Origin of the sequence: Nocardioides furvisabuli, assembly GCF_021083185.1 — a bacterium.
Taxonomy (GTDB): domain Bacteria; phylum Actinomycetota; class Actinomycetes; order Propionibacteriales; family Nocardioidaceae; genus Nocardioides; species Nocardioides furvisabuli.
The window spans coordinates 280698-299501 of record NZ_JAIGQB010000003.1; the positions used below are offsets into that span (position 1 = coordinate 280698).

At 72.7% G+C, this 18804-nt stretch carries 21 protein-coding genes; 11 read left to right on the plus strand and 10 right to left on the minus strand.

Going from position 1 to position 18804, the window contains the following annotated elements; translation table 11 throughout:
* Positions 1-95: 95 nt before the first annotated feature.
* Both K4G59_RS07740 and cofH read right to left on the minus strand, forming a co-directional pair.
* Positions 96-938, minus strand: a complete 843-nt coding sequence (locus K4G59_RS07740; RefSeq protein ID WP_231250379.1) for a mechanosensitive ion channel family protein — start codon at positions 936-938, stop codon at positions 96-98.
* 169 nt (positions 939-1107) lie between these two features.
* On the minus strand, positions 1108-3456 hold the full coding sequence (cofH, locus tag K4G59_RS07745) for a 5-amino-6-(D-ribitylamino)uracil--L-tyrosine 4-hydroxyphenyl transferase CofH (RefSeq protein WP_231250380.1): 2349 nt from the start codon (positions 3454-3456) through the stop codon (positions 1108-1110).
* A 67-nt stretch (positions 3457-3523) separates the two neighbouring features.
* On the opposite strand from cofH, the gene fgd reads away from it, so the two are divergent.
* The 6 genes from fgd (at position 3524) to K4G59_RS07775 (ending at position 7359) form a co-directional block, all read left to right on the plus strand.
* Complete coding sequence (gene fgd / locus K4G59_RS07750) at positions 3524-4540, plus strand: glucose-6-phosphate dehydrogenase (coenzyme-F420) (protein ID WP_231250381.1); 1017 nt, start codon at positions 3524-3526, stop codon at positions 4538-4540.
* A gap of 82 nt (positions 4541-4622) precedes the next feature.
* Entirely contained in the window at positions 4623-4937 is a 315-nt protein-coding gene (locus K4G59_RS07755; protein WP_231250382.1) for a hypothetical protein, read from the plus strand.
* 71 nt (positions 4938-5008) lie between these two features.
* A complete protein-coding gene (locus K4G59_RS07760; RefSeq protein WP_231250383.1) occupies positions 5009-5458 on the plus strand; it encodes a BLUF domain-containing protein in 450 nt (149 codons plus the stop codon).
* Positions 5459-5522: 64 nt separating this feature from the next.
* Positions 5523-6392, plus strand: a complete 870-nt coding sequence (locus K4G59_RS07765) for an aldo/keto reductase (RefSeq protein ID WP_231250384.1) — start codon at positions 5523-5525, stop codon at positions 6390-6392.
* 4 nt (positions 6393-6396) lie between these two features.
* A complete protein-coding gene (locus tag K4G59_RS07770; RefSeq protein WP_231250385.1) occupies positions 6397-6765 on the plus strand; it encodes an SDR family NAD(P)-dependent oxidoreductase in 369 nt (122 codons plus the stop codon).
* Positions 6766-6783: 18 nt separating this feature from the next.
* Positions 6784-7359 (plus strand): NAD-dependent epimerase/dehydratase family protein, encoded by a 576-nt coding sequence (locus tag K4G59_RS07775; protein ID WP_343997153.1) that lies wholly within the window; start codon positions 6784-6786, stop codon positions 7357-7359.
* A gap of 108 nt (positions 7360-7467) precedes the next feature.
* On the opposite strand, the gene K4G59_RS07780 is transcribed toward K4G59_RS07775, so the two are convergent.
* Positions 7468-9180: a BCCT family transporter gene (locus K4G59_RS07780; RefSeq protein ID WP_231250387.1), complete on the minus strand. Its 1713-nt coding sequence runs from the start codon at positions 9178-9180 to the stop codon at positions 7468-7470.
* A 202-nt stretch (positions 9181-9382) separates the two neighbouring features.
* On the opposite strand from K4G59_RS07780, the gene K4G59_RS07785 reads away from it, so the two are divergent.
* Positions 9383-9853: a Fur family transcriptional regulator gene (locus K4G59_RS07785; protein ID WP_231250388.1), complete on the plus strand. Its 471-nt coding sequence runs from the start codon at positions 9383-9385 to the stop codon at positions 9851-9853.
* Positions 9850-12126, plus strand: coding sequence for a catalase/peroxidase HPI (gene katG, locus K4G59_RS07790; protein WP_231250389.1), 2277 nt, complete (start codon positions 9850-9852; stop codon positions 12124-12126). Before K4G59_RS07785 ends, katG begins: the two co-directional genes overlap by 4 nt.
* 107 nt (positions 12127-12233) lie before the next feature.
* Here the strand turns inward: katG and K4G59_RS07795 are convergent, their stop codons facing one another.
* Together K4G59_RS07795 and K4G59_RS07800 are read right to left on the minus strand one after the other, a co-directional pair.
* Positions 12234-12683: an MOSC domain-containing protein gene (locus K4G59_RS07795; protein WP_231250390.1), complete on the minus strand. Its 450-nt coding sequence runs from the start codon at positions 12681-12683 to the stop codon at positions 12234-12236.
* A 6-nt stretch (positions 12684-12689) separates the two neighbouring features.
* Positions 12690-13130 carry a MarR family winged helix-turn-helix transcriptional regulator gene (locus tag K4G59_RS07800; RefSeq protein ID WP_231250391.1) on the minus strand — a complete coding sequence of 147 codons (441 nt, stop codon included), beginning with the start codon at positions 13128-13130 and terminating at the stop codon, positions 12690-12692.
* A 143-nt stretch (positions 13131-13273) separates the two neighbouring features.
* Between K4G59_RS07800 and K4G59_RS07805 the strand changes: the two genes are divergently transcribed.
* The gene (locus K4G59_RS07805; protein ID WP_231250392.1) at positions 13274-14464 is read left to right on the plus strand and encodes an MFS transporter; all 1191 of its coding nucleotides are present in this window, start codon (positions 13274-13276) and stop codon (positions 14462-14464) included.
* 16 nt (positions 14465-14480) lie between these two features.
* Here K4G59_RS07805 and K4G59_RS07810 read toward each other — a convergent pair whose 3' ends face one another.
* Positions 14481-15362 carry a phosphatase PAP2 family protein gene (locus K4G59_RS07810; protein WP_231250393.1) on the minus strand — a complete coding sequence of 294 codons (882 nt, stop codon included), beginning with the start codon at positions 15360-15362 and terminating at the stop codon, positions 14481-14483.
* 45 nt (positions 15363-15407) lie between these two features.
* Positions 15408-16535 carry an alpha/beta hydrolase family protein gene (locus tag K4G59_RS07815; protein WP_231250394.1) on the minus strand — a complete coding sequence of 376 codons (1128 nt, stop codon included), beginning with the start codon at positions 16533-16535 and terminating at the stop codon, positions 15408-15410.
* A gap of 150 nt (positions 16536-16685) precedes the next feature.
* Between K4G59_RS07815 and K4G59_RS07820 the strand changes: the two genes are divergently transcribed.
* Both K4G59_RS07820 and K4G59_RS07825 read left to right on the plus strand, forming a co-directional pair.
* Positions 16686-17525: a sigma-70 family RNA polymerase sigma factor gene (locus tag K4G59_RS07820; RefSeq protein WP_231250395.1), complete on the plus strand. Its 840-nt coding sequence runs from the start codon at positions 16686-16688 to the stop codon at positions 17523-17525.
* 10 nt (positions 17526-17535) lie between these two features.
* Positions 17536-17772, plus strand: coding sequence for a DUF1059 domain-containing protein (locus K4G59_RS07825; protein ID WP_231250396.1), 237 nt, complete (start codon positions 17536-17538; stop codon positions 17770-17772).
* 18 nt (positions 17773-17790) lie between these two features.
* Here the strand turns inward: K4G59_RS07825 and K4G59_RS07830 are convergent, their stop codons facing one another.
* The 3 genes from K4G59_RS07830 to K4G59_RS07840 form a co-directional block, all read right to left on the minus strand.
* Entirely contained in the window at positions 17791-18117 is a 327-nt protein-coding gene (locus K4G59_RS07830) for a hypothetical protein (protein ID WP_231250397.1), read from the minus strand.
* A 101-nt stretch (positions 18118-18218) separates the two neighbouring features.
* The gene (locus K4G59_RS07835) at positions 18219-18467 is read right to left on the minus strand and encodes a hypothetical protein (protein WP_231250398.1); all 249 of its coding nucleotides are present in this window, start codon (positions 18465-18467) and stop codon (positions 18219-18221) included.
* A 59-nt stretch (positions 18468-18526) separates the two neighbouring features.
* The gene (locus K4G59_RS07840) at positions 18527-18742 is read right to left on the minus strand and encodes a hypothetical protein (RefSeq protein ID WP_231250399.1); all 216 of its coding nucleotides are present in this window, start codon (positions 18740-18742) and stop codon (positions 18527-18529) included.
* Between the last annotated feature and the right edge of the window lie 62 nt (positions 18743-18804).

Consider the following 18804-nt stretch of genomic DNA (forward strand, 5'->3'; position numbering starts at 1 on the left):
AGACCGCGGCCTCGTCCTCCGGCCGGGGCCGGAGGACGAGGTGTGCTGTCTCGAGGTGGCAGAGCACCGGAGGTCCGGCGGTGTCTGCCGGTGGGTCAGCGGTCCGGCGAGGCCGGGGGAGGCATGTGCTGCGTGGCCTCGGGGTCGTACGCCGACCCGGTCGCGCCGGCCGTCGACGTGGACGTCCAGTCGGTCCCGGCACTGGAGCTGCTGTCGGTGTGCTGGTCCACCTCGTCGCGGGCGCGGCGGGCACCCACGTGGGCGTCCTGCTTGGCCTGGCTCGCGGCCTCCGAGCCCTTGTCGCGGGCCTGGCGGAGCAGGTCGGCGGCGATGTCGCGGCCACCGAGGCCGAAGGCCAGGGCGAGGCCGAGGGCCAGGGCGAACATGATGGCGGTGAAGGCGATCCGCACGATCTCGGGAGCGATCTGGAGCTGCTCGAGGATCATGAAGAACGCGATCGTCATGATGACCGCAGGCGCGACGGCGCCGACCACCTTGCCGGTCGGGGTGTCGCCCATGAAGCGGGCGACCCCGCCGGCGACGGCGCCGGAGAGCAGCGCGGCGACGATGAAGATCACGATGGCCACGATGACGTTGGGCAGGTAGGCCAGCACGTCGTTCATGAATCCGGTGGCGGCCGGGATGCCGAGCGCCCCGATCGCGGTGGTGATGAAGAAGATGAAGATCAGCCAGAAGATGACGCGTGCGATGCCGTTGGCCGCAGAGGCACCGGGCAGGACCGCGTCGACGTAGCGGTTGGCAGAGCTCTCGTTCAGTCGCCGGTCGATGCCGACCCGCTCGAGGAGCTTGCCGACCACGCCGGCGACGACCCTCGCCACGATGTAGCCGACCAGCAGGATCAGCAGGAAGCCGAGCAGGTTCGGCAGGAAGCCGAAGAAGCCGTCGGTCGCGTTCTGGAAGCTGTCACCGATGTCCATGGGGTTGTCCTTTCGTTCGGTGACTCCGACTTTGGTCGCATGTCCACGCCGCCAACACCCCCCCACGGACGACATGTCCGCAGCGCGTCGGGGTAGGCACCACCCTCAGGGAGGAACTCACGGGTGCGAGCTCGCACGTCCGGCACGACGACCTCCACCCGGGGGTGTCCTACGCCGGCACGCCCACCTCGCCGTAGAGCGTCGTGCGCTGACGCAGCGGACGCCCGGCCTCGCGTGCGATCGCGGCCAGGTCGTCGGACGTCAGCCCCTGGCCGTGGCTCGCGCCCGCGGCGCGGCTGATGTTCTCGTCCATGAGCGTGCCGCCGAGGTCGTCCACGCCCGCGGCCAGCAGCTGGCCGGCGCCGACCGGACCGAGCTTGACCCACGACGCCTGCACGTGGTCGATGTCGTCGGCGTACGCGATGCGGGCCACCGCGTGGACCAGCAGCGTCTCGCGCCACGTCGGACCCCGCCGCGCACCGCGCTTGAGGTAGATGGGCGCCGCCATGTGCACGAAGGGCAGCCCGACGAACTCGGTGAAGCCGCCGGTCTCGCGCTGCAGCGCCCGGGTGCGCAGCAGGTGCGTGACCCAGTGGCGAGGGTGCTCGACCGAGCCGAACATCATCGTCACGTTGCTGCGCAGCCCGACGGAGTGCGCCACGCGGTGCACCTCGAGCCACTCCTCGGTGGTCACCTTGTCGGGGCACAGCACCGCACGGACCTCGTCGTCGAGGATCTCCGCGGCGGTGCCGGGCAGCGAGCGCAGCCCGGCGTCCTTGAGGCGCAGCAGGTAGCTCTCGAGCGGCTCCTCGAGGCGCCGCGACCCCTCGAGGACCTCAAGCGCGGTGAAGCCGTGGATGTGGATGTCCGGGACCCGCTCGTGCACTGCGCGGGTGACGTCGACGTAGAAGTTGCCGTCGAAGCTCGGGTGGATGCCGCCCTGCAGGCATACCTCCGTCGCACCGAGCGCCGCCGCCTCCTCGCTGCGGTCGGCGACGTCGTCGAGGGTGAGGAGATAGGGCTTGCCGCGCAGGTTGAGCGAGAGCGGTCCCTTGGAGAAGCCACAGAACGTGCACCTGTAGGTGCAGACGTTGGTGTAGTTGATGTTGCGGTTGACGACGTAGGTCACCTCGTCGCCGACCACGCGCCGGCGCACCTCGTCGGCCACCTCCGCGACCGCGCCGACCTCGCGCCCGCGCGCCGCGAAGAGGGCCTCGAGCTCCTCGGCACCCGGGTCCTGCCCCAGGCGTACGCCGTCCAGGACCTCGCGCACACGGCCGGTCACCGCCCGGTCGCGTGCGGGCACGAGCGTCACCGGGTCGACGCCGGCACCGGAGAACCACGTCGTGGAGCGCCGCCCGACCTGCACGACCTCCGCGCCGGTGCCGACGTTGGCCGCGTCGCGGTGCCGCTCGGGCCACAGCGCACCGGGGTCGTCGCGCGCCAGCAGCTCGGCGTCCGCCCGGTCGAGCACCGCGAAGCGCACGGCCGAATCGAGCCACTGCTCGGGCTGCGCGGCGTGCTCGGGATAGATGGTGAGCCGCGGCGCGAGCTCGTGGCCCGCCGCCCCGGTGGCAGTGCGCAGGGTGTCCAGCGAGGGCCACGGGCGCTCGGGGTTGACGTGGTCGGCCGTCACCGGCGACACGCCGCCCCAGTCGTCGATGCCCGCGGCCAGCAGCCCGGCGAGCTCCTCGGGTGCGGAGAGGTTGGGCGGGGCCTGGAGGTGCACGTCGTCGGGGAGCACCAGCCTGGCCAGCGCGATCGCGCGGACGTGGTCCTCGTGCGGACAGGGGGCGGCGTCACGCATCGCGGTGCCCGGCTTGGGCAGGAAGTTCTGCACGATCACCTCCTGCACGTGCCCGTGCTCGAGGTGCGCGGCGGCGATGGCCTCCAGCGCCTCGAGCCGGTCGGCCTCGGTCTCGCCGATCCCGACCAGGATGCCGGTGGTGAAGGGGATCGCCAGCCGCCCGGCGATCTCGAGGGTCGCGAGGCGGCGGGCCGGTTCCTTGTCCGGCGCGCCGCGGTGGGCGGACAGGTCGGGTCGCAGGCTCTCGATCATCATCCCCTGCGACGCGCACGACGTACGCAGCGCGGCGAGGTCGTCGCGACCGATCGCCCCGGCGTTGGCGTGCGGCAGGAGGCCGGTCTCGGCGAGCACCAGCGCGCTCGCCTCGGCGAGGTAGGACACCGTCGAGGAGTGGCCGTGGTCGGCGAGCCACTCCGCGGCCGCCGGGTAGCGCAGCTCGGGCGCCTCACCGAGGGTGAAGAGCGCCTCGTGGCATCCTGCGGCGGCACCCTGGCGGGCGGTGGCCAGCACCTCGTCGAGCGAGAGGTAGGGCGCGGCGGCGGTGCGCGGGGACTCCGCGAAGGTGCAGTAGCCGCAGCGGTCGCGACACAGCTTGGTCAGCGGGACGAAGACCTTCGGCGAGTAGGTGACGCGCGTGCCGAAGAGCGCGTCGCGGCGTCGTGAGGCGCGGTCGAGCAGCTCGGCGGTGGGCAGCCCGGTGAGGGATGTCATGTCGCCATGATGGGGGGTGGGTGGTGCCCGAGGGACGTCGTGGCCACCCATGGGTCACCATCTCCTCATGACGACCTCGCCGCTCACCATCGGTTACAAGGCCTCCGCCGAGCAGTTCGGCCCCCGTGAGCTGGTCGGGCTCGGCACCCGGGCCGAGGAGGTCGGTCTCGACAGCGTGTGGCTCAGCGACCACCTCCAGCCCTGGCGCCACGAGGGCGGTCACGCCCCCAACGCGCTCGCGGTGCTCGCGGCTCTCGGCGAGCGCACGGACCGCGTGGTGCTCGGCACCAGCGTGCTCACGCCGACCTTCCGCTACAACCCGGCCGTCCTGGCGCAGCAGTTCGCCACCCTCGCCCTGCTCGACCCCGGTCGGGTGGTGCTCGGCGTCGGGACGGGCGAGGCACTCAACGAGGTCTCCGTCGGGCTCGGCGAGTGGCCGGACTTCAAGGAGCGCTGGGCGCGGCTGCGCGAGTCGGTGCGGCTGATGCGCGCGCTCTGGGCCGGTGAGCGGGTGAGCTTCGACGGCGACTACTACCGCACCGTCGACGCCACGATCTACGACCGGCCCGACGACGGCGTGCCGATCTACGTCGCGGCCGGCGGCCCGCAGATGGCGAAGTACGCCGGTCGCGTGGGCGACGGGTTCATCTGCACGAGCGGCAAGGGCATGGACCTCTACACCGACAAGCTGCTGCCCGCGGTGGCCGACGGCCTGGAGGCGTCGGGACGCGGCTCCGACGACATCGTGCGGATGATCGAGATCAAGCTGTCCTACGCCCCCACCCGCGAGGAGGCGCTCGACAACACCCGCTTCTGGGCGCCGCTGTCGCTCAGCGCGGAGCAGAAGCACCAGCTCGACGACCCGATGGAGATGGCTGCGGCCGCCGACCGGCTGCCGATCGAGCAGGTGGCCTCGCGCTGGATCGTCGAGACCACCCCCGAGGCGGTCGTCGACGCCGTACGTCCCTACGTGGACGCGGGGTTCGACCACCTCGTCTTCCACGCCCCGGGCCACGACCAGGAGGCGTTCCTCTCCTCCTTCGGCGACGAGGTGCTGCCGGGGCTGCGCGAGCTCGCCGGCTGAGAGCGACCCCACGAGTCGGGGTGAGGTGGGTGCCGGCGGGCGCGCCTAGCGTCGGGCGTACGCCGACTACCCAGGAGGAGCCGTGGGCCACCGACCACCGAAGGACGTGCAGGAAGCCGCGCAGCGCGCCGAGCGCTGGATCGAGGAGGGGAAGGCCGGGAAGGGCTTCACCGACACGGGCCGCCGCCGCGCCGCACAGCTCGCCGAGGGCGAGGAGGTCAGCGATGAGGTCGTGGGGAAGATGCAGGCCTACTTCGCCCGGCACACCGTCGACAAGGACGCCGCCGGCTTCACCCGCGGCGGTGAGGGCTACCCCTCGCCCGGCCGCGTGGCCTGGGACGCCTGGGGCGGCGACGCCGGGGAGCGCTGGGTCGGCACGATCGACCTCGACGACTGAGCCGGTCGCCGCCGGGCAAGCCCGAACGGGTGTGGTGCGGCGCTCGCGGACCTGCCTATGGTCCAGCCGCGATGAGCACCCACACCGGCGCCCACGACGGGCGCGTCCTCAGACTGACCTACACCAGCGCGGCCACGCGCCTGCTCTCCGTCGGCCAGCTGGTCGAGCTCATCGAGCAGATCCGTCCGAAGAACGAGCGCCTCGGCGTGACCGGCCTGCTGCTCTACAGCGGCGGCAACGTCATCCAGACCCTCGAGGGCGACACGACGTCGGTCGACACGATCTTCGACGCGATCCGCGCCGACGCGCGCCACGACCGCGTGCGCGTGGTGGACCGCCGCCTGGTCGACGAGCGCGCCTTCGCTTCCTGGTCGATGGGATTCCGCAACGTCACCGCCCGCGAGGTCGCCGGGCTGCAGGACTTCACCGAGCTCGCGCGCGAGTCCGTCGGCGACGACCTCAGCGACCACGCGGTGGCGGCCCTCGGCCTGCTCGACACCTTCCGCGTCAACGCCGTCTGAGCGCCGCCGGGCCCACCTCGACGGGCGGGGAGGGTTCTGGGGCCGGAGCCGTAGGGTCGGATCCATGCAGACTCGCACCCTCGGAAATCGGCAGGTCGGCGCCATCGGCCTGGGCCTGATGACCTTCGACCAGACCGGCACCCAGCCGCGCCAGCAGCTCCTCGACACCGTCACCGCAGCGCTCGACGCCGGCGTCACGCTGTTCGACACCGCCGACGCCTACGGCCCCGGCGACGAGAAGGGGGAGGGCGCGCAGGGCGAGAACGAGCGCCTGATCGCCTCGATCCTCGACGAGCTCGGCGTCCGCGACCGGGTGCTGCTCGCCACCAAGGGCGGCCACGTCCGCACCGACGGCGGCGGCTGGGACACCGACAGCTCGGCCGACCACCTGCGCAGCGCCGTCGACGCCAGCCTCGAGCGCCTCGGCGTCGAGCAGATCGCGCTGTGGCAGCACCACCGCCCCGACCCGAAGGTGCCCTACGACGAGGTCATCGGCACGCTCAAGGAGATCGCCGACAGCGGCAAGGTCGCCCGCGTGGGCCTGTCCAACGCCGACCCCGACCAGATCCGTGCCGCGCACGCCGTCCTCGGCGACGCGCTGGCGAGCGTGCAGAACCAGTTCAGCCCGAAGTTCCGCTCGAGCAAGCCCGAGATCGACGTGTGCGACGAGCTCGGCCTCGCGTTCCTGCCGTGGAGCCCGCTCGGCGGGCTGGGCGATGCCAAGGAGCTGGCCGACAAGCACCCGGCGTTCGCCGAGATCGCCGCCGAGCGCGGCGTGAGCGCCCAGCAGGTGGCGCTGGCCTGGGAGCTCGCCCAGTCGCCGGTCGTGATCCCGATCCCCGGCGCCAAGCGGCCCTCCTCCATCACCGACTCGGCGGCCGCCGCCGACATCGAGCTGACGTCCGACGAGGTCGCCCGCCTCGACGCGAGCTGACCCGGTGGCCCGACCGCTGCTCGCCCGCGCCGTCGACGCGGCGATGGACCGCTCCCTGGTCCTCGGCTACACCACGATCGGCCTCGCCGTGCGGCGTACGCTCCCCGGCTGGCCGGCCGACCCGCCCGCGGGTGCGCTGGCCGGTCGTCACGTGCTCGTCACCGGCGCCAGCTCCGGCCTCGGCATCGCCACCGTCGAGCGCCTCGCGCGTCTGGGCGCCACGGTCCACATGCTCGTGCGGGACGAGGCCAAGGGCACCGGTGTGGCCGACCGCCTGCGGGTGGGGCTGCCCGGGACCGAGCTGCGGGTGTGGCGCTGCGACGTCGGTGACCTCGACGACGTACGCCGCTTCGCCGCCGACCTCGCTGCCTAGGTCCCCGAGCTGCACGCGATCGTCCACAACGCCGGTGTGATGCCGCCGACCCGCACCGAGTCGGCGCAGGGCCACGAGCTCAGCATGGCGGTCCACGTCGTCGGTCCCGTCGTGATGACCGAGGCGCTGCGCGGGCCGCTCGCGGGCGGTCGGGTGGTGCTGGTCAGCAGCGGCGGGATGTACGGCCAGGCGCTGCGCGCCGACGACCCGGGCTACCTCACCGGCGACTACTCGCCCACGACGGCGTACGCCCGGTCCAAGCGGATGCAGGTCGAGATGGGCCCGCTGCTCGGTGAGCGCTGGGCCGGCGACGGCATCACCGTGGCCACGATGCACCCCGGTTGGGCCGACACCCCCGGCGTCCAGGAGTCGCTGCCGCGCTTCCGCTCGATCACCCGGCCGGTGCTGCGCGACGACGCCCAGGGCGCCGACACGAGCGTGTGGCTGGCGGCGGCCGAGCCGGCGCCGGCGACGGGCCGCTTCTGGCACGACCGGGTCGAGCGGCCCACCAGCATCCTGCCCACCACGCGGCCGAACCCCGATGCGCGGGCGCGGGCGTGGCTGTGGCTCACCGAGGCCGCAGGACTGCTCTGAAGGTGTGGTCCACCGGGTTGTGGCTGCCGGGTCCCGGGTAGTCCACCGGGATGTGGTCGTGCGCGGACCGTCGTCCGCGCCACTTCCCGGTGGACTACCCCGGCCCGGTCAGACCTTCGTACGACGCGGCGGCCGCTCGTCGCGGATGGGACCGGGCGTGGTGCCGTTCACGCGCGCCACCTCCCCGGCCACCTCGGCGGCGAGCAGGCGCCGCTCGGCGCGCTCGATGAGCCAGTTCTCGTGCAGGAGAGCCTTGGCCGTGGCGACCATCATCCCGACCATCACGAAGCTGAACGGCAACGCCAGCAGGATGGCCATGGTCTGCAGGGCGCTGAGGCCGTCCTGTCCGGTCACGGCGCCGGCGATGAGCAGCGTGGCCGCGATGAGGCCCTCCAGCACGGCCCAGAACACCCGGGACCAGACCGGGGGCTGCGGGTTGCCGCCGCTGGCGAGCATGTCGACGACGAACGATCCCGAGTCCGAGCTCGTCACGAAGAAGACGACCACCAGGATCATCGCTGCGACGCTGAGCAGGCCCGAGGCCGGCAGTCCCTCGAGGAACTGGAACAGCGCGGCGTCGGTCGAGACCGCGCCGTCGTCGCCGACGAGCCCGCCCTCGCCGAACATCTCGCGGTAGATGGCAGACCCGCCCAGGACCGAGAACCAGAGGAAGGTCACGAGCGTCGGCACGAGCAGCACTCCGGTGACGAACTCGCGCACGGTGCGCCCCCTGGAGATGCGGGCGATGAAGACGCCCACGAACGGCGCCCAGCTCATCCACCAGCCCCAGTAGAAGGTCGTCCAGCCGGACAGCCACGCGCTCCCCTCCTCGCCCTGGAAGCTCATCGTGCGGAACGACAGCTCGAGGAAGTTGCGGCCGTAGGAGCCGAGCTGCTGGACGAAGTCGCCCAGGATGAACACCGTGGGGCCGAGGATCGCGACGGTCAGGAGAAGCACGCCGGCCAGGCCCATGTTGATGTTGGACAGCCACTTGATGCCCTTGTCGACGCCGGTGGCCACGGAGACGATCGCGATCAGGCTGATGCCGGCGATGAGGGCGACCTTGAGCGTGGTCGACGCCTCGTCGACGACACCGAGGTAGGCCAGGCCCGCGCTGACCTGGCTGACGCCGAAGCCCAGCGAGGTCGCGACACCGAAGATGGTGCCGATGATGGCGATCACGTCGATGACGTCACCGAGCGCGCCCTTGACCCGGTCGCCGAAGAGCGGCTCCAGGGCCCAGCGGATCGAGACCGGTCGACCCTTGCGGTGCACGGCGTAGGCGACCGCCAGGCCGACGACCACGTAGATGCCCCAGGCGTGCAGGCCCCAGTGGAGGAAGGTGGTGTCCATGGCGGCGCGCGCAGCAGCCGGCTCGCCGTCGGCGGTGCCGGGCGGCGGGGAGGCGAAGTGGTTCAGCGGCTCGGCGACGCCCCAGAACACCAGGCCGATGCCCATGCCTGCCGCGAAGAGCATCGCGAACCACGACTTGAGACCGAACTCGGGCTCCTCGTCGTCCTTGCCGAGCACCACCCTGCCCATCGGCGACAGGGCCACCCACAGCGAGAAGGCGATGAACGAGCTCACCAGCAGGACGTAGAACCAACCCAGGTCACCGATCACGGTGTTGCTGAGGGTGCTCAGAGTGTTGCCGAGGCGTTCGGGGAGGGCCACGGCCAGGCCGACGAACACGAGGATGATGGTGGCGGCGGGCCAGAACACCCGCGGAGCGGTGATGGCGGAGCCGGGGCGCAGGCCGTCCTGCACGGGGACGTCCGCCTCCAGGGGCGGTGTCGGGGGACTGTCGGGGGAGCTGGACACGTTTCTTTCCTCACTGGTGGATCGGTCGGTCTCGGGTCCGAGAGAGGCCATAGACCTTTCCACACATTCCGCACGGGGCACATCTGGCGGAGCCCGAGTGGGTACGACACGGGGTTGGGGTCCAGTGACGTCAGCCGGGCCCCGACGCGCCGCCGGCCAGCAATCTTGACTCGTTCAAGAAAAGCGGGCAGGGTGGTCGGCGATGGACGACCACACCACCGAGGCTGACTTCGAGCACCTGCTCCGCGGCGCCGACCTGCGGGTGACCCGGCCGCGCCTCGCGGTGCTGCGGGCCGTACGCCGCCATCCGCACGCCGACACCGGCAGCGTCCTGGTCGCCGTACGCCTCGAGGAGCCGGCCGTGTCGCACCAGGCGGTCTACGACGTCCTCGGGGTGCTGGCCGAGTCGGGCCTGGTCCGCCGGATCCAGCCCGCCGGCTCCGTCGCCCGCTACGAGCTGCGCGTCGGTGACAACCACCACCACGCCGTGTGCCGCTCCTGCGGCGAGGTCGCCGACGTCGACTGCGCGGTCGGCGTACGCCCCTGCCTCGACGCCTCCGACACCCACGGCTTCGTCATCGACGAGGCCGAGGTCACCTATTGGGGCACCTGCCCCGCCTGCTCCACCGACCGCACGCGATCCCAGTCCAGCACCACGGAAGGAACCCGATGACCGACAGCGAGAACACCGGCCCCGAGAGCCCGCAGGGCGTCGACCGCAAGGCCGAGGCCGGGTGCCCGGTCATGCACGACTCCGCCACCGCCGAGGGCAGCGAGAGCGAGAACCCCGTCATCGACTCGCCCGAGCCCAAGCAGGGCCGGCCCCACACCAACCAGGACTGGTGGCCCAACCAGCTGGACCTGTCGGTGCTGCACGCGCACTCGCCGAAGGGCAACCCCCTCGGCGCCGACTTCAGCTACCGCGAGGCCTTCGCCCAGCTCGACGTCGAGGCGCTCAAGTCCGACATCGCCCAGACGCTGCGCACCTCGCAGGACTGGTGGCCCGCGGACTTCGGCCACTACGGCGGCCTGATGATCCGGATGAGCTGGCACTCCGCCGGCACCTACCGCGTCTTCGACGGCCGCGGTGGCGCGGGCGACGGCGGCCAGCGCTTCGCCCCCCTCAACTCGTGGCCCGACAACGCCAACCTCGACAAGGCGCGCCGACTGCTGTGGCCGGTCAAGCAGAAGTACGGCCAGAAGATCTCGTGGGCCGACCTGCTCGTGCTCGCCGGCAACGTCGCGCTCGAGGACATGGGCTTCGAGACCTTCGGCTTCGCGTTCGGCCGCGAGGACGTCTGGGAGCCCGAGGAGATCTACTGGGGCCCCGAGGACACCTGGCTCGGTGACGAGCGCTACGCCGGCGAGCGTGAGCTCTCCGACGGCCTCGGCGCGGTCCAGATGGGCCTCATCTACGTCAACCCCGAGGGCCCCAACGGCAACCCCGACCCGGTCGCCTCGGCGCGCGACATCCGCGACACCTTCGGCCGGATGGCGATGAACGACGAGGAGACCGTCGCCCTCATCGCCGGCGGCCACACCTTCGGCAAGACCCACGGCAACGGCGACGCCGACCTCATCGGCCCCGAGCCCGAGGGCGCCCCGATCGAGAACCAGGGCCTCGGCTGGATCAGCTCGTACGGCTCGGGCAAGGGTGGGGACACGATCACCTCCGGCCTCGAGGTCACCTGGACCGACGTGCCGACCCAGTGGAGCAACCGCTACTTCGAGATCCTCTTCGGCTACGAGTGGGAGCTCACCGAGAGCCCGGCCGGCGCCAAGCAGTGGGTCGCGAAGACCGATGACGCGATCATCCCCGACGCGCACGACCCGTCGAAGAAGCACCGTCCCACGATGCTGACCTCCGACCTCGCGCTGCGCTTCGACCCGGCCTACGAGAAGATCTCACGCCGCTTCCTGGAGAACCCCGAGGAGTTCCGCCTCGCCTTCGCCAAGGCCTGGTACAAGCTGCTCCACCGCGACATGGGCCCGGTCGGCCCGCACCTGCTCGGCCCCTGGGTCCCCGAGGCCCAGCTGTGGCAGGACCCGGTCCCGCCGGTCGAGGGCGAGCTCGTCGGCGACGCCGACATCGCCGCGCTCAAGGACGCGCTGCTCGACGCGGGGCTCTCGGTCGCGCAGCTCGTCGAGCTGGCCTGGGCGTCGGCGGCCACCTACCGCGGCACCGACCGCCGCGGTGGCGCCAACGGTGCGCGCATCCGCCTGGAGCCGCAGCGCAGCTGGGACGTCCACGCCGACCTCCACCTCGACACCTCGCTCGCCGCGATCGAGCGGGTGCAGTCCGAGTTCAACGACGCGCAGTCGGGCAAGCAGGTCTCGCTCGCCGACCTCATCGTCCTCGGTGGTGCGGCCGCGATCGAGAAGGCGGCCCGCGACGCCGGCCACGAGGTGAGCGTGCCGTTCACCCCGGGTCGTACGGACGCCTCGCAGGAGGAGACCGACGTCGACTCCTTCCGCTGGCTCGAGCCCCGCGCCGACGGCTTCCGCAACTGGATCCGCCGGGGCGAGAAGCTCCAGCCGGAGAAGCTGCTGCTGGACAAGGCCTACCTGCTCGGCCTCTCGGCCCCGCAGATGACCGTCCTGCTCGGCGGCCTGCGCGCCCTCGGCGCCAACGCCGGCGGCACCGCCCACGGCGTGCTCACCGACCGTCCGGGCACCCTCACCAACGACTTCTTCGCCCACCTGCTGTCCCCGGGCACGCAGTGGAAGGCCTCGCAGTCCGAGGAGGGCGTGTACGAGATCCGCGACGCCGCGTCCGGCGACCTCAGGTGGACCGCCACCGCGGTCGACCTGGTGCTGGGCTCGAACTCGCAGCTGCGGGCGCTGTCGGAGGTCTACGCCTCCGAGGACGCGCGCGAGAAGTTCGTGCACGACTTCGTCGCCGCGTGGGCCAAGGTCATGGACAACGACCGCTTCGACCTCCGCTGAGGCCGTACGCCTGATCGCCCCGGCAGCCCGGGCTCCCTCCGTGGGGGTCCGGGCTGTCGCACGTCCGGGCGTACGTCATGGGAAGTGGCGGTCCGGACGACCGGGTCTCATGACGTCCCGGTCCTGACCTCGACCTCGTCGCCGACCGAGATCGTGCCCGAGTCGAGCAGCCGGAACACCGTCCCGCCGCGGGGCGAGCGCAGGGCCTGCATCGCGCCGGGCCCGAGCCAGTCGTCGAGCAACCGGCAGGGTGCAGCGATGCGGACGACCTCGAGCTCGACGTCGCCGATCGTCATCCGCTCACCGGGGCGCGTCGGGATCGGCCCGTGGTCGAGGGTGATGTTGCGCCTCGTCAGCGCCGGGTCGACCGGCCTCCCGAGCACCTCGGCGGCGGTGGCGAGGTCGTCGAGCGCCTGCACCGTGACGTGGCGGTGCCTCGTGCCGTGGTAGCGGTCGCCCACCAGTCCGGTGCCGGCCTCCGCCTCGACGGACGGCACGGACTTCGTCGGCAGCCGCCGACCCGGAGCGAGGTGGATCGAGTGCACGCGGGACGTCACGCGGGATCAGACCAGCTCGACGACCGTGCGGGCGAGGTCGCTGAGCTCGGGCGTCTCCGCGGCCTCCCCGAGCGCTTCGTCGAGCACGGCGTCGTGGGTGGGACGTGCGGTGCGCAGCAGGCGTCGTCCGGCGGCGGTGGGCTCGGTGTAGATGCCGCGGCGGTCGTCCTCGCACAGGATGCGGGTGATGAGTCCCCGGCCCTCGAGGCGGTTGACCAGCCGGGTGGTCGCGCTCGGGGACAGACCGGTGGCCCGGGCCAGCTGCGCCATGCGGAGGTGCCACCCGTCCTGGCGGGAGAGGGCGTCGAGCACCGTGAACTCCACCACGGAGAGGCCGTGCCGCTCCTGGAGCGCGCGCTCGAGGCGTGCCTCGATGAGCTGGTGGAGGGCGGCGAGCCGGCGCCATCCGCGCGCCCGCACCTCGACCGCGTCGTCGCTGATGCCCATGACCCACACCTCTCGTCCGTCGTCCCCGACCCGTCGTGCACCTCACTTTACCAGCGTTTGCAACATCCCGCGTGTGCAACTATCGTCGCAATAGTTGCACACGCTCTCTATTGCACACGCTCACTATCTGTGGAGGTTCACCCGTGAAGCCAGGACTGCTGGCCCTCGCCGTCGGAGGCTTCGGCATCGGTCTGACCGAGTTCGTCATCGCCGGACTGCTGCCGGAGGTGGCCGCTGACTTCGCCGTGAGCGAAGCCACCGCCGGGTGGCTGATCTCCGGCTACGCGCTCGCCGTCGCCGTGGGCGCGATCCCGCTCACCGCAGGGCTGGGCCGTCTGCCGCGCAAGCAGGTGCTGCTCGGTCTCATGGTGCTCTTCGTCGCCGGCAACCTGCTGTCCGCCGTCGCGCCGACCTACGAGGCGATGATGGTCGGTCGCGTCGTTGCCGCGCTGTGCCACGGCGCCTTCTTCGGGATCGGCTCCGTTGCCGCCGCCGACATGGTCGAGCCCGACAAGAAGGCGGGCGCGATCGCGCTGATGTTCGGCGGGCTGACCCTCGCCAACGTGCTCGGCGTGCCTGCCGGGACCTTCGTCGGCCAGGAATGGGGTTGGCGGGCTGCCTTCTGGGCGATCACCGTGGTCGGCGTGCTGGCGCTGGTGGCCATCGCCGCACTCGTCCCGGCGCAGCGCGCCTCGGGCGCTGCGGACCTGAGGGCCGAGGTGCGCGCCTTCGCCGAGCCGCAGGTCTGGGTGTCGCTGCTGCTCACCGTCATCGGCTACGGCGGCATGTTCGGCGCCTTCACCTACATCGCCTTCACCCTCACCGGGGTGACCGGCTTCGCGCCCTCCTCGGTGCCGTGGCTGCTCATCCTCTTCGGCATCGGACTGGTGGCGGGCAACCTCCTCGGCGGCCGGGCCGCCAACCGGTCGGTCCGGGGCACGCTCCTGGTGGCCCTGTCGGCGCTCGTCGTCGTGATGGTCGTGTTCGCCCTCACCGCCACCAGCAAGCCGATGACCGTCGTGAGCCTGCTGCTGATGGGCGGTTTCGGGTTCGCCACCGTCCCGGCCCTGCAGATGCGCGTGATGACCCACGCCGGGTCGGCGCCGACCCTGGCCAGCGGGGCGAACATCGCCGCCTTCAACCTCGGCAACGCGCTCGGTGCCTGGCTCGGCGGCGTCACCATCACCGCGGGCCTGGGCTACGTCTCGCCGATCTGGGCCGGGGCCGGGCTCACCGCACTGGCGGTGGTGCTGCTGGTCACCGCCGACCCGCGCCGTCGCGGCGTGACCACCGCCCAGGGCGCACACCGGGTGCCGGAGCCGGCCGCTGCGTGAGGCCACTGCGCCGCGCTCACCTGGAGGCAGTCTCCCCGGGAGGATCGTCCCCGATGGCCATCGGCGCCGACACCTGGGCGAACGTGGTGACCGCCAGCGCGGCCACCAGGCCGACGCCGGCGAGCACGACGCTCGCGTCGAGGAAGCCCGCCCACCCGCCGTCGGGGCGTACGCCGATCACGACCAGGGCGGCTGCGGCCAGGACGACGCCGGTGACGGCGAAGATGCGGTGCTGCGTGGGACGGGCGGGCGGCATGCCGCCGCGCACCAGGCTCCACACCGAGAGCACGGCCGTGCCCCAGCCGAGGCAGACCAGGATGGCGCCGAGGATGTCGGCCGGCCGGTGCCAGCTCGCCACCAAGGTGGCGGCCGCGGTCACGGTGATCGCCGCCGAGCCCAGCATCGACACGGTCGTGCGGGTCCGGCCCGGGGCGACGAGCAGTGCGGCCAGGACGAGCGACACGACGACGGTCGAGTGTCCGCTGGGGAAGCTCGTCACGGTCAGGTAGCCGTGATCGGTGCGGTCCGAGACGAGCTTGGTCAGCTGGGTGGTGAGGTTCGCCCCGACGACGAGGGTGACGGCGGCGGCCGCCGCCGACCACCGGTTCCGCACCGCGGCGACCACGATCAGCAGGGTCACGGCCAGGGCGATGGAGCCGAGCGAGACGTTGCCCAGGACCCCGACCAGGCGCCGGGTGGTCTCGGCGTCGCCGGAGACGATGTCCATGCCGGCCTGGTCGATCTGCTGGCCCAGCAGCGTGTGCTGACTGCGGTCGGCGAGCCACACGAGGACGACCACCATCAGGAGGGTGAGCCCGAGGCAGGCGGCGGTGGCCCGCCAGCGGTCCCACTCCTCACGCAGGCGCACGGCAGCCGCACCGTTCCACGCTGTTCGCATCGCCCCTCCTCCGTCCACACCATCGTGGCACGGACCCGCGTCCGCTCAGGCGGGCATCCGCGTCCGGAGGAACCGCACCGTGCGGTCCATCGCGGCGACGAAGGCCGGCCCGAAGGCGTGCCCGTCGTCGTACCACTCCAGCGTGGAGTCGACGCCGGCTGCGGTGAGGGCGCGCTGGCTGGCGCGTGCCCACCGGGGCGGGCAGGTGTCGTCGAGGCGGCCGTGCACGAGCAGCACCGGCTCGGTGATCTGGTCGAAGGCCGGGCGCGAGGAGACGCCGCGCCAGAACTCCGGGTCCTCGCCGGGCAGTCCGTGGCGCCCGCGGTAGGACGCCCGCAGCTCGGCCACGGGTGCGTCCGGGCGCTGGAACTGGTCGAAGTTCTCCGCCTCCAGGCTCGACACCGACGCCCAGCCGGTGCCGGCCGCGAAGAGGCCGGGCTCGGCGGCCAGCGCCTTGAGCATGACGCCGCCGCCCATGGAGCGTCCGAAGAGCGCGATGCGGTCGGGGTCGACGCGCACGTCGCGGGAGTCGGTCAGGGCGCGGGCCGCGGCGACGACGTCGGCTGAGTAGCCGAGGCGTACGGCGGTCTCGATGCGCGGGTCGTCGGTGGACTCGGCGTGGTTGCGGTAGTCGACGTGCAGCGCGACGAAGCCCCTCTCGGCGAGGTAGCCGCGCTCGCGCGTCATGCCCTGGCCGCGGACGTAGACCGCCGGGTCGATGTAGCCGTGGGCGAGCACGACGGCCGGCCACCCCTGATCCCCCTGGGGCGGGCGCCCGGTCGGCACGTTGAGCACGCCGCTGATCCGCAGCGGTGCGGTGCCCTCGCCGGCGGTGGTCGAGGCGAAGGTGACGTCGTACGACGTGAAGGCGGCGGACCGCTCGCGCACCGCGCCCAGCCGCAGGTCACCGCCGGCGAGCTCGGCCCTGGCGAGGGCCGCGACGGAGATCGGGTTCGGTGACTCCTCCTCGACCGGCTCCACGGCCGGTTCCTCGGTCGGCTCCTCGGTCGGCTCCCCCGTCGGGGTCGCAGTGGCGTCCTCGGAGGGCGACTCGCTCGTCGCGGAGGGCGCCGGCGTCGACGCGGGTTCGTCCGCACTCGGGGTCTCGGAGCACCCGACGAGCAGGAGCAGGGGTGCCAGCGCGGTGGCGGCGCGGAGCCGGAGGCCGTCCATCGCTCCAGTGTGCGTGACCGGTCCCACGTCACCTTCCTGCTCGCCCACACGTCGAGGGGTCGGCAGGATGGACGATGACGAGGAGGAACCGATGGACAGCACGGAGGTCTTCGAGGCGGAGCGTCCGCGCTGCTGGGCCTCGCCGCGCGGGTGCTCGCCGACCACGCCGAGGCCGAGGACGTGGTGCAGCAGGCGTGGCTGCGCCTGGAGCGGACCCGCACGCGCGACGACCCGGAGATCGAGAACCTCCCTGCCTGGCTCACCACGGTGACCACGCGGCTGTGCCTGGACCGGCTGCGCGCCCGTGTGCCGGTGCCGGTGGAGGAGGTCGAGGTCGCCGGGACCGCGCCCGACCCGGCCGACGACGTGGCCCTCGCCGACACCGTCGGCATCGCGCTCCAGGCGGTCATCGACCGGCTGACCCCGCGCGAGCGGGTGGCCTTCGTGCTCCACGACAGCTTCGGCTTCGCGTTCGCCACGATCGCCTCGGTCCTCGAGACCACGCCCGCTGCCGCGCGCAAGCTCGCGTCGCGGGCGCGTGCCAAGGTGGCGCAGCCCGCGGCCGAGGACGCGCTGGCCGACTGGGAGGTGGTCGACGCCTTCATGGCTGCCGCGCGTGGCGGCGACCTCGACCGGCTGCTGCGGCTCCTGGCCCCGGGCGCGTCCGTCGGTGCCGACGAGGCTGCCGTCCTCGCCGGGACGCCGGCCTCCCTCCAGGGCCGGGACGACGTGGCGACGTTCTTCAACGGCAGCGCTCAGGCCGCCCTCGCCGTCTTCGTGGGTGATCGCCCCGCATCGGCGTGGTTCCTGCGCGGGGAGGCCCGGGTCGTCTTCGACTTCACCGTGCGCGACGGCCAGGTCCACGCCATCACCTTCCGGGCCGACCCCGCGGTCCTGGCCCGGGTCGTCCGGCGCGAGGGCGGAGCGCCGAGGTGGTCACGTCCGGCGGCCACCGGTCGTCACACCACTGGAGCCCGCACCGACCCCTGAGGAGGAACCGATGAAGACCATGACCTGCCGCCAGCTCGGCGGACCGTGCGACCTCGCGCACCGCGGCGAGACCCACGACGACGTCATCAACGCCCAGGACCAGCACCTCAAGGCGGCGGAGAGGGACGGCGACGCCGCCCGCCAGCCGGCCCGCGACGAGATGAAGGCGCGCTGGCGTCACCCCAGGCGGTCGCTGGGGTGGTACCGCGAGATGAAGCAGGCCTTCGCCGACCTGCCCGAGGACTGAGCCGGGGTCCGGACCGGGTCAGCGCGCCCGACGGTCGGCCAGCAGCCAGGCCGCGCCGGCGCTCGCCGCGGTGACGCCGAGGACCGAGGGCCACGTGCCGACCTTCTTCGCCAAGGGGTGCGAGACGCCCATCGCGGTCCAGTAGGCAGCGGTCAGCCCAGCCGCGAGCGGCGCCCCGCCGACGGCGTACCACTGGCGTGCGGCGACCGCGTTCGCGCCGAGCATCGCGGCGCCGCCGAGGGGGCGTACGCCGGTGCGCTGGGCGAGCGCGAACCCGCCGACGAGGCCGGCGGCGAGCAACGGGGCAGTGGGGACGGAGGTCGTGGGAGCGGGCGAGGCGGGCACGACGCCGAGACTAGCGAGCAGACCCATGGCCAGGACGGCGTCCGCGGCGCACACTGGTCCTCCCCGAGCGGCGGCCGCGTTCACCGCCGCCGAGGGTGCGCTCAGCGGGGAGGTCGCGATCCACCCGCTCCAGCCCGTGGGCTGATCGCGCACGTCTGCGCCAGGCCGAGCGCCCAGCAGGTCGGGCACCCGCGCAGCAGCACCGCCGCGGGCACGACGAGCAGGAGCGCGAGCGGACCCCACCACGGCACCAGGACGAAAGCGGCGACCATCATCGGCAGGCCGAGCGCCCCTCGGGCCAGGTGCCGCGCGACGCTGCGGCTGGCGAACATCGTGTCGGGCTGGGTCACGGGTGGTGTACGACGCCGGACGTCCGCCCGGATTGCCCCGGGCGTCGTCCCGGGAAGGCCTACTCCGAGGGCTCCGGTGTGTCGACGTCGAGGTCGGCGCAGTCGACCTTCGGGTTCACGCCGGCGTAGTTGAGCGGGCCGGCGACGATGTTGAGTGCGATGTCGCTCGCCTCGGAGCAGTTGGTCTCCGCGTCGTCGAAGTAGCCGCGCTGGAAGGCGGCGAAGCCGCCGATGACCAGCCAGATCACGAGCAGGATGCCGATCAGTCGTCCCATGGGGGTGCCTCCTCGTCGAGGACGGCGGGACCGCCGTCGCTGCCGACTATGCGCCCACGGGC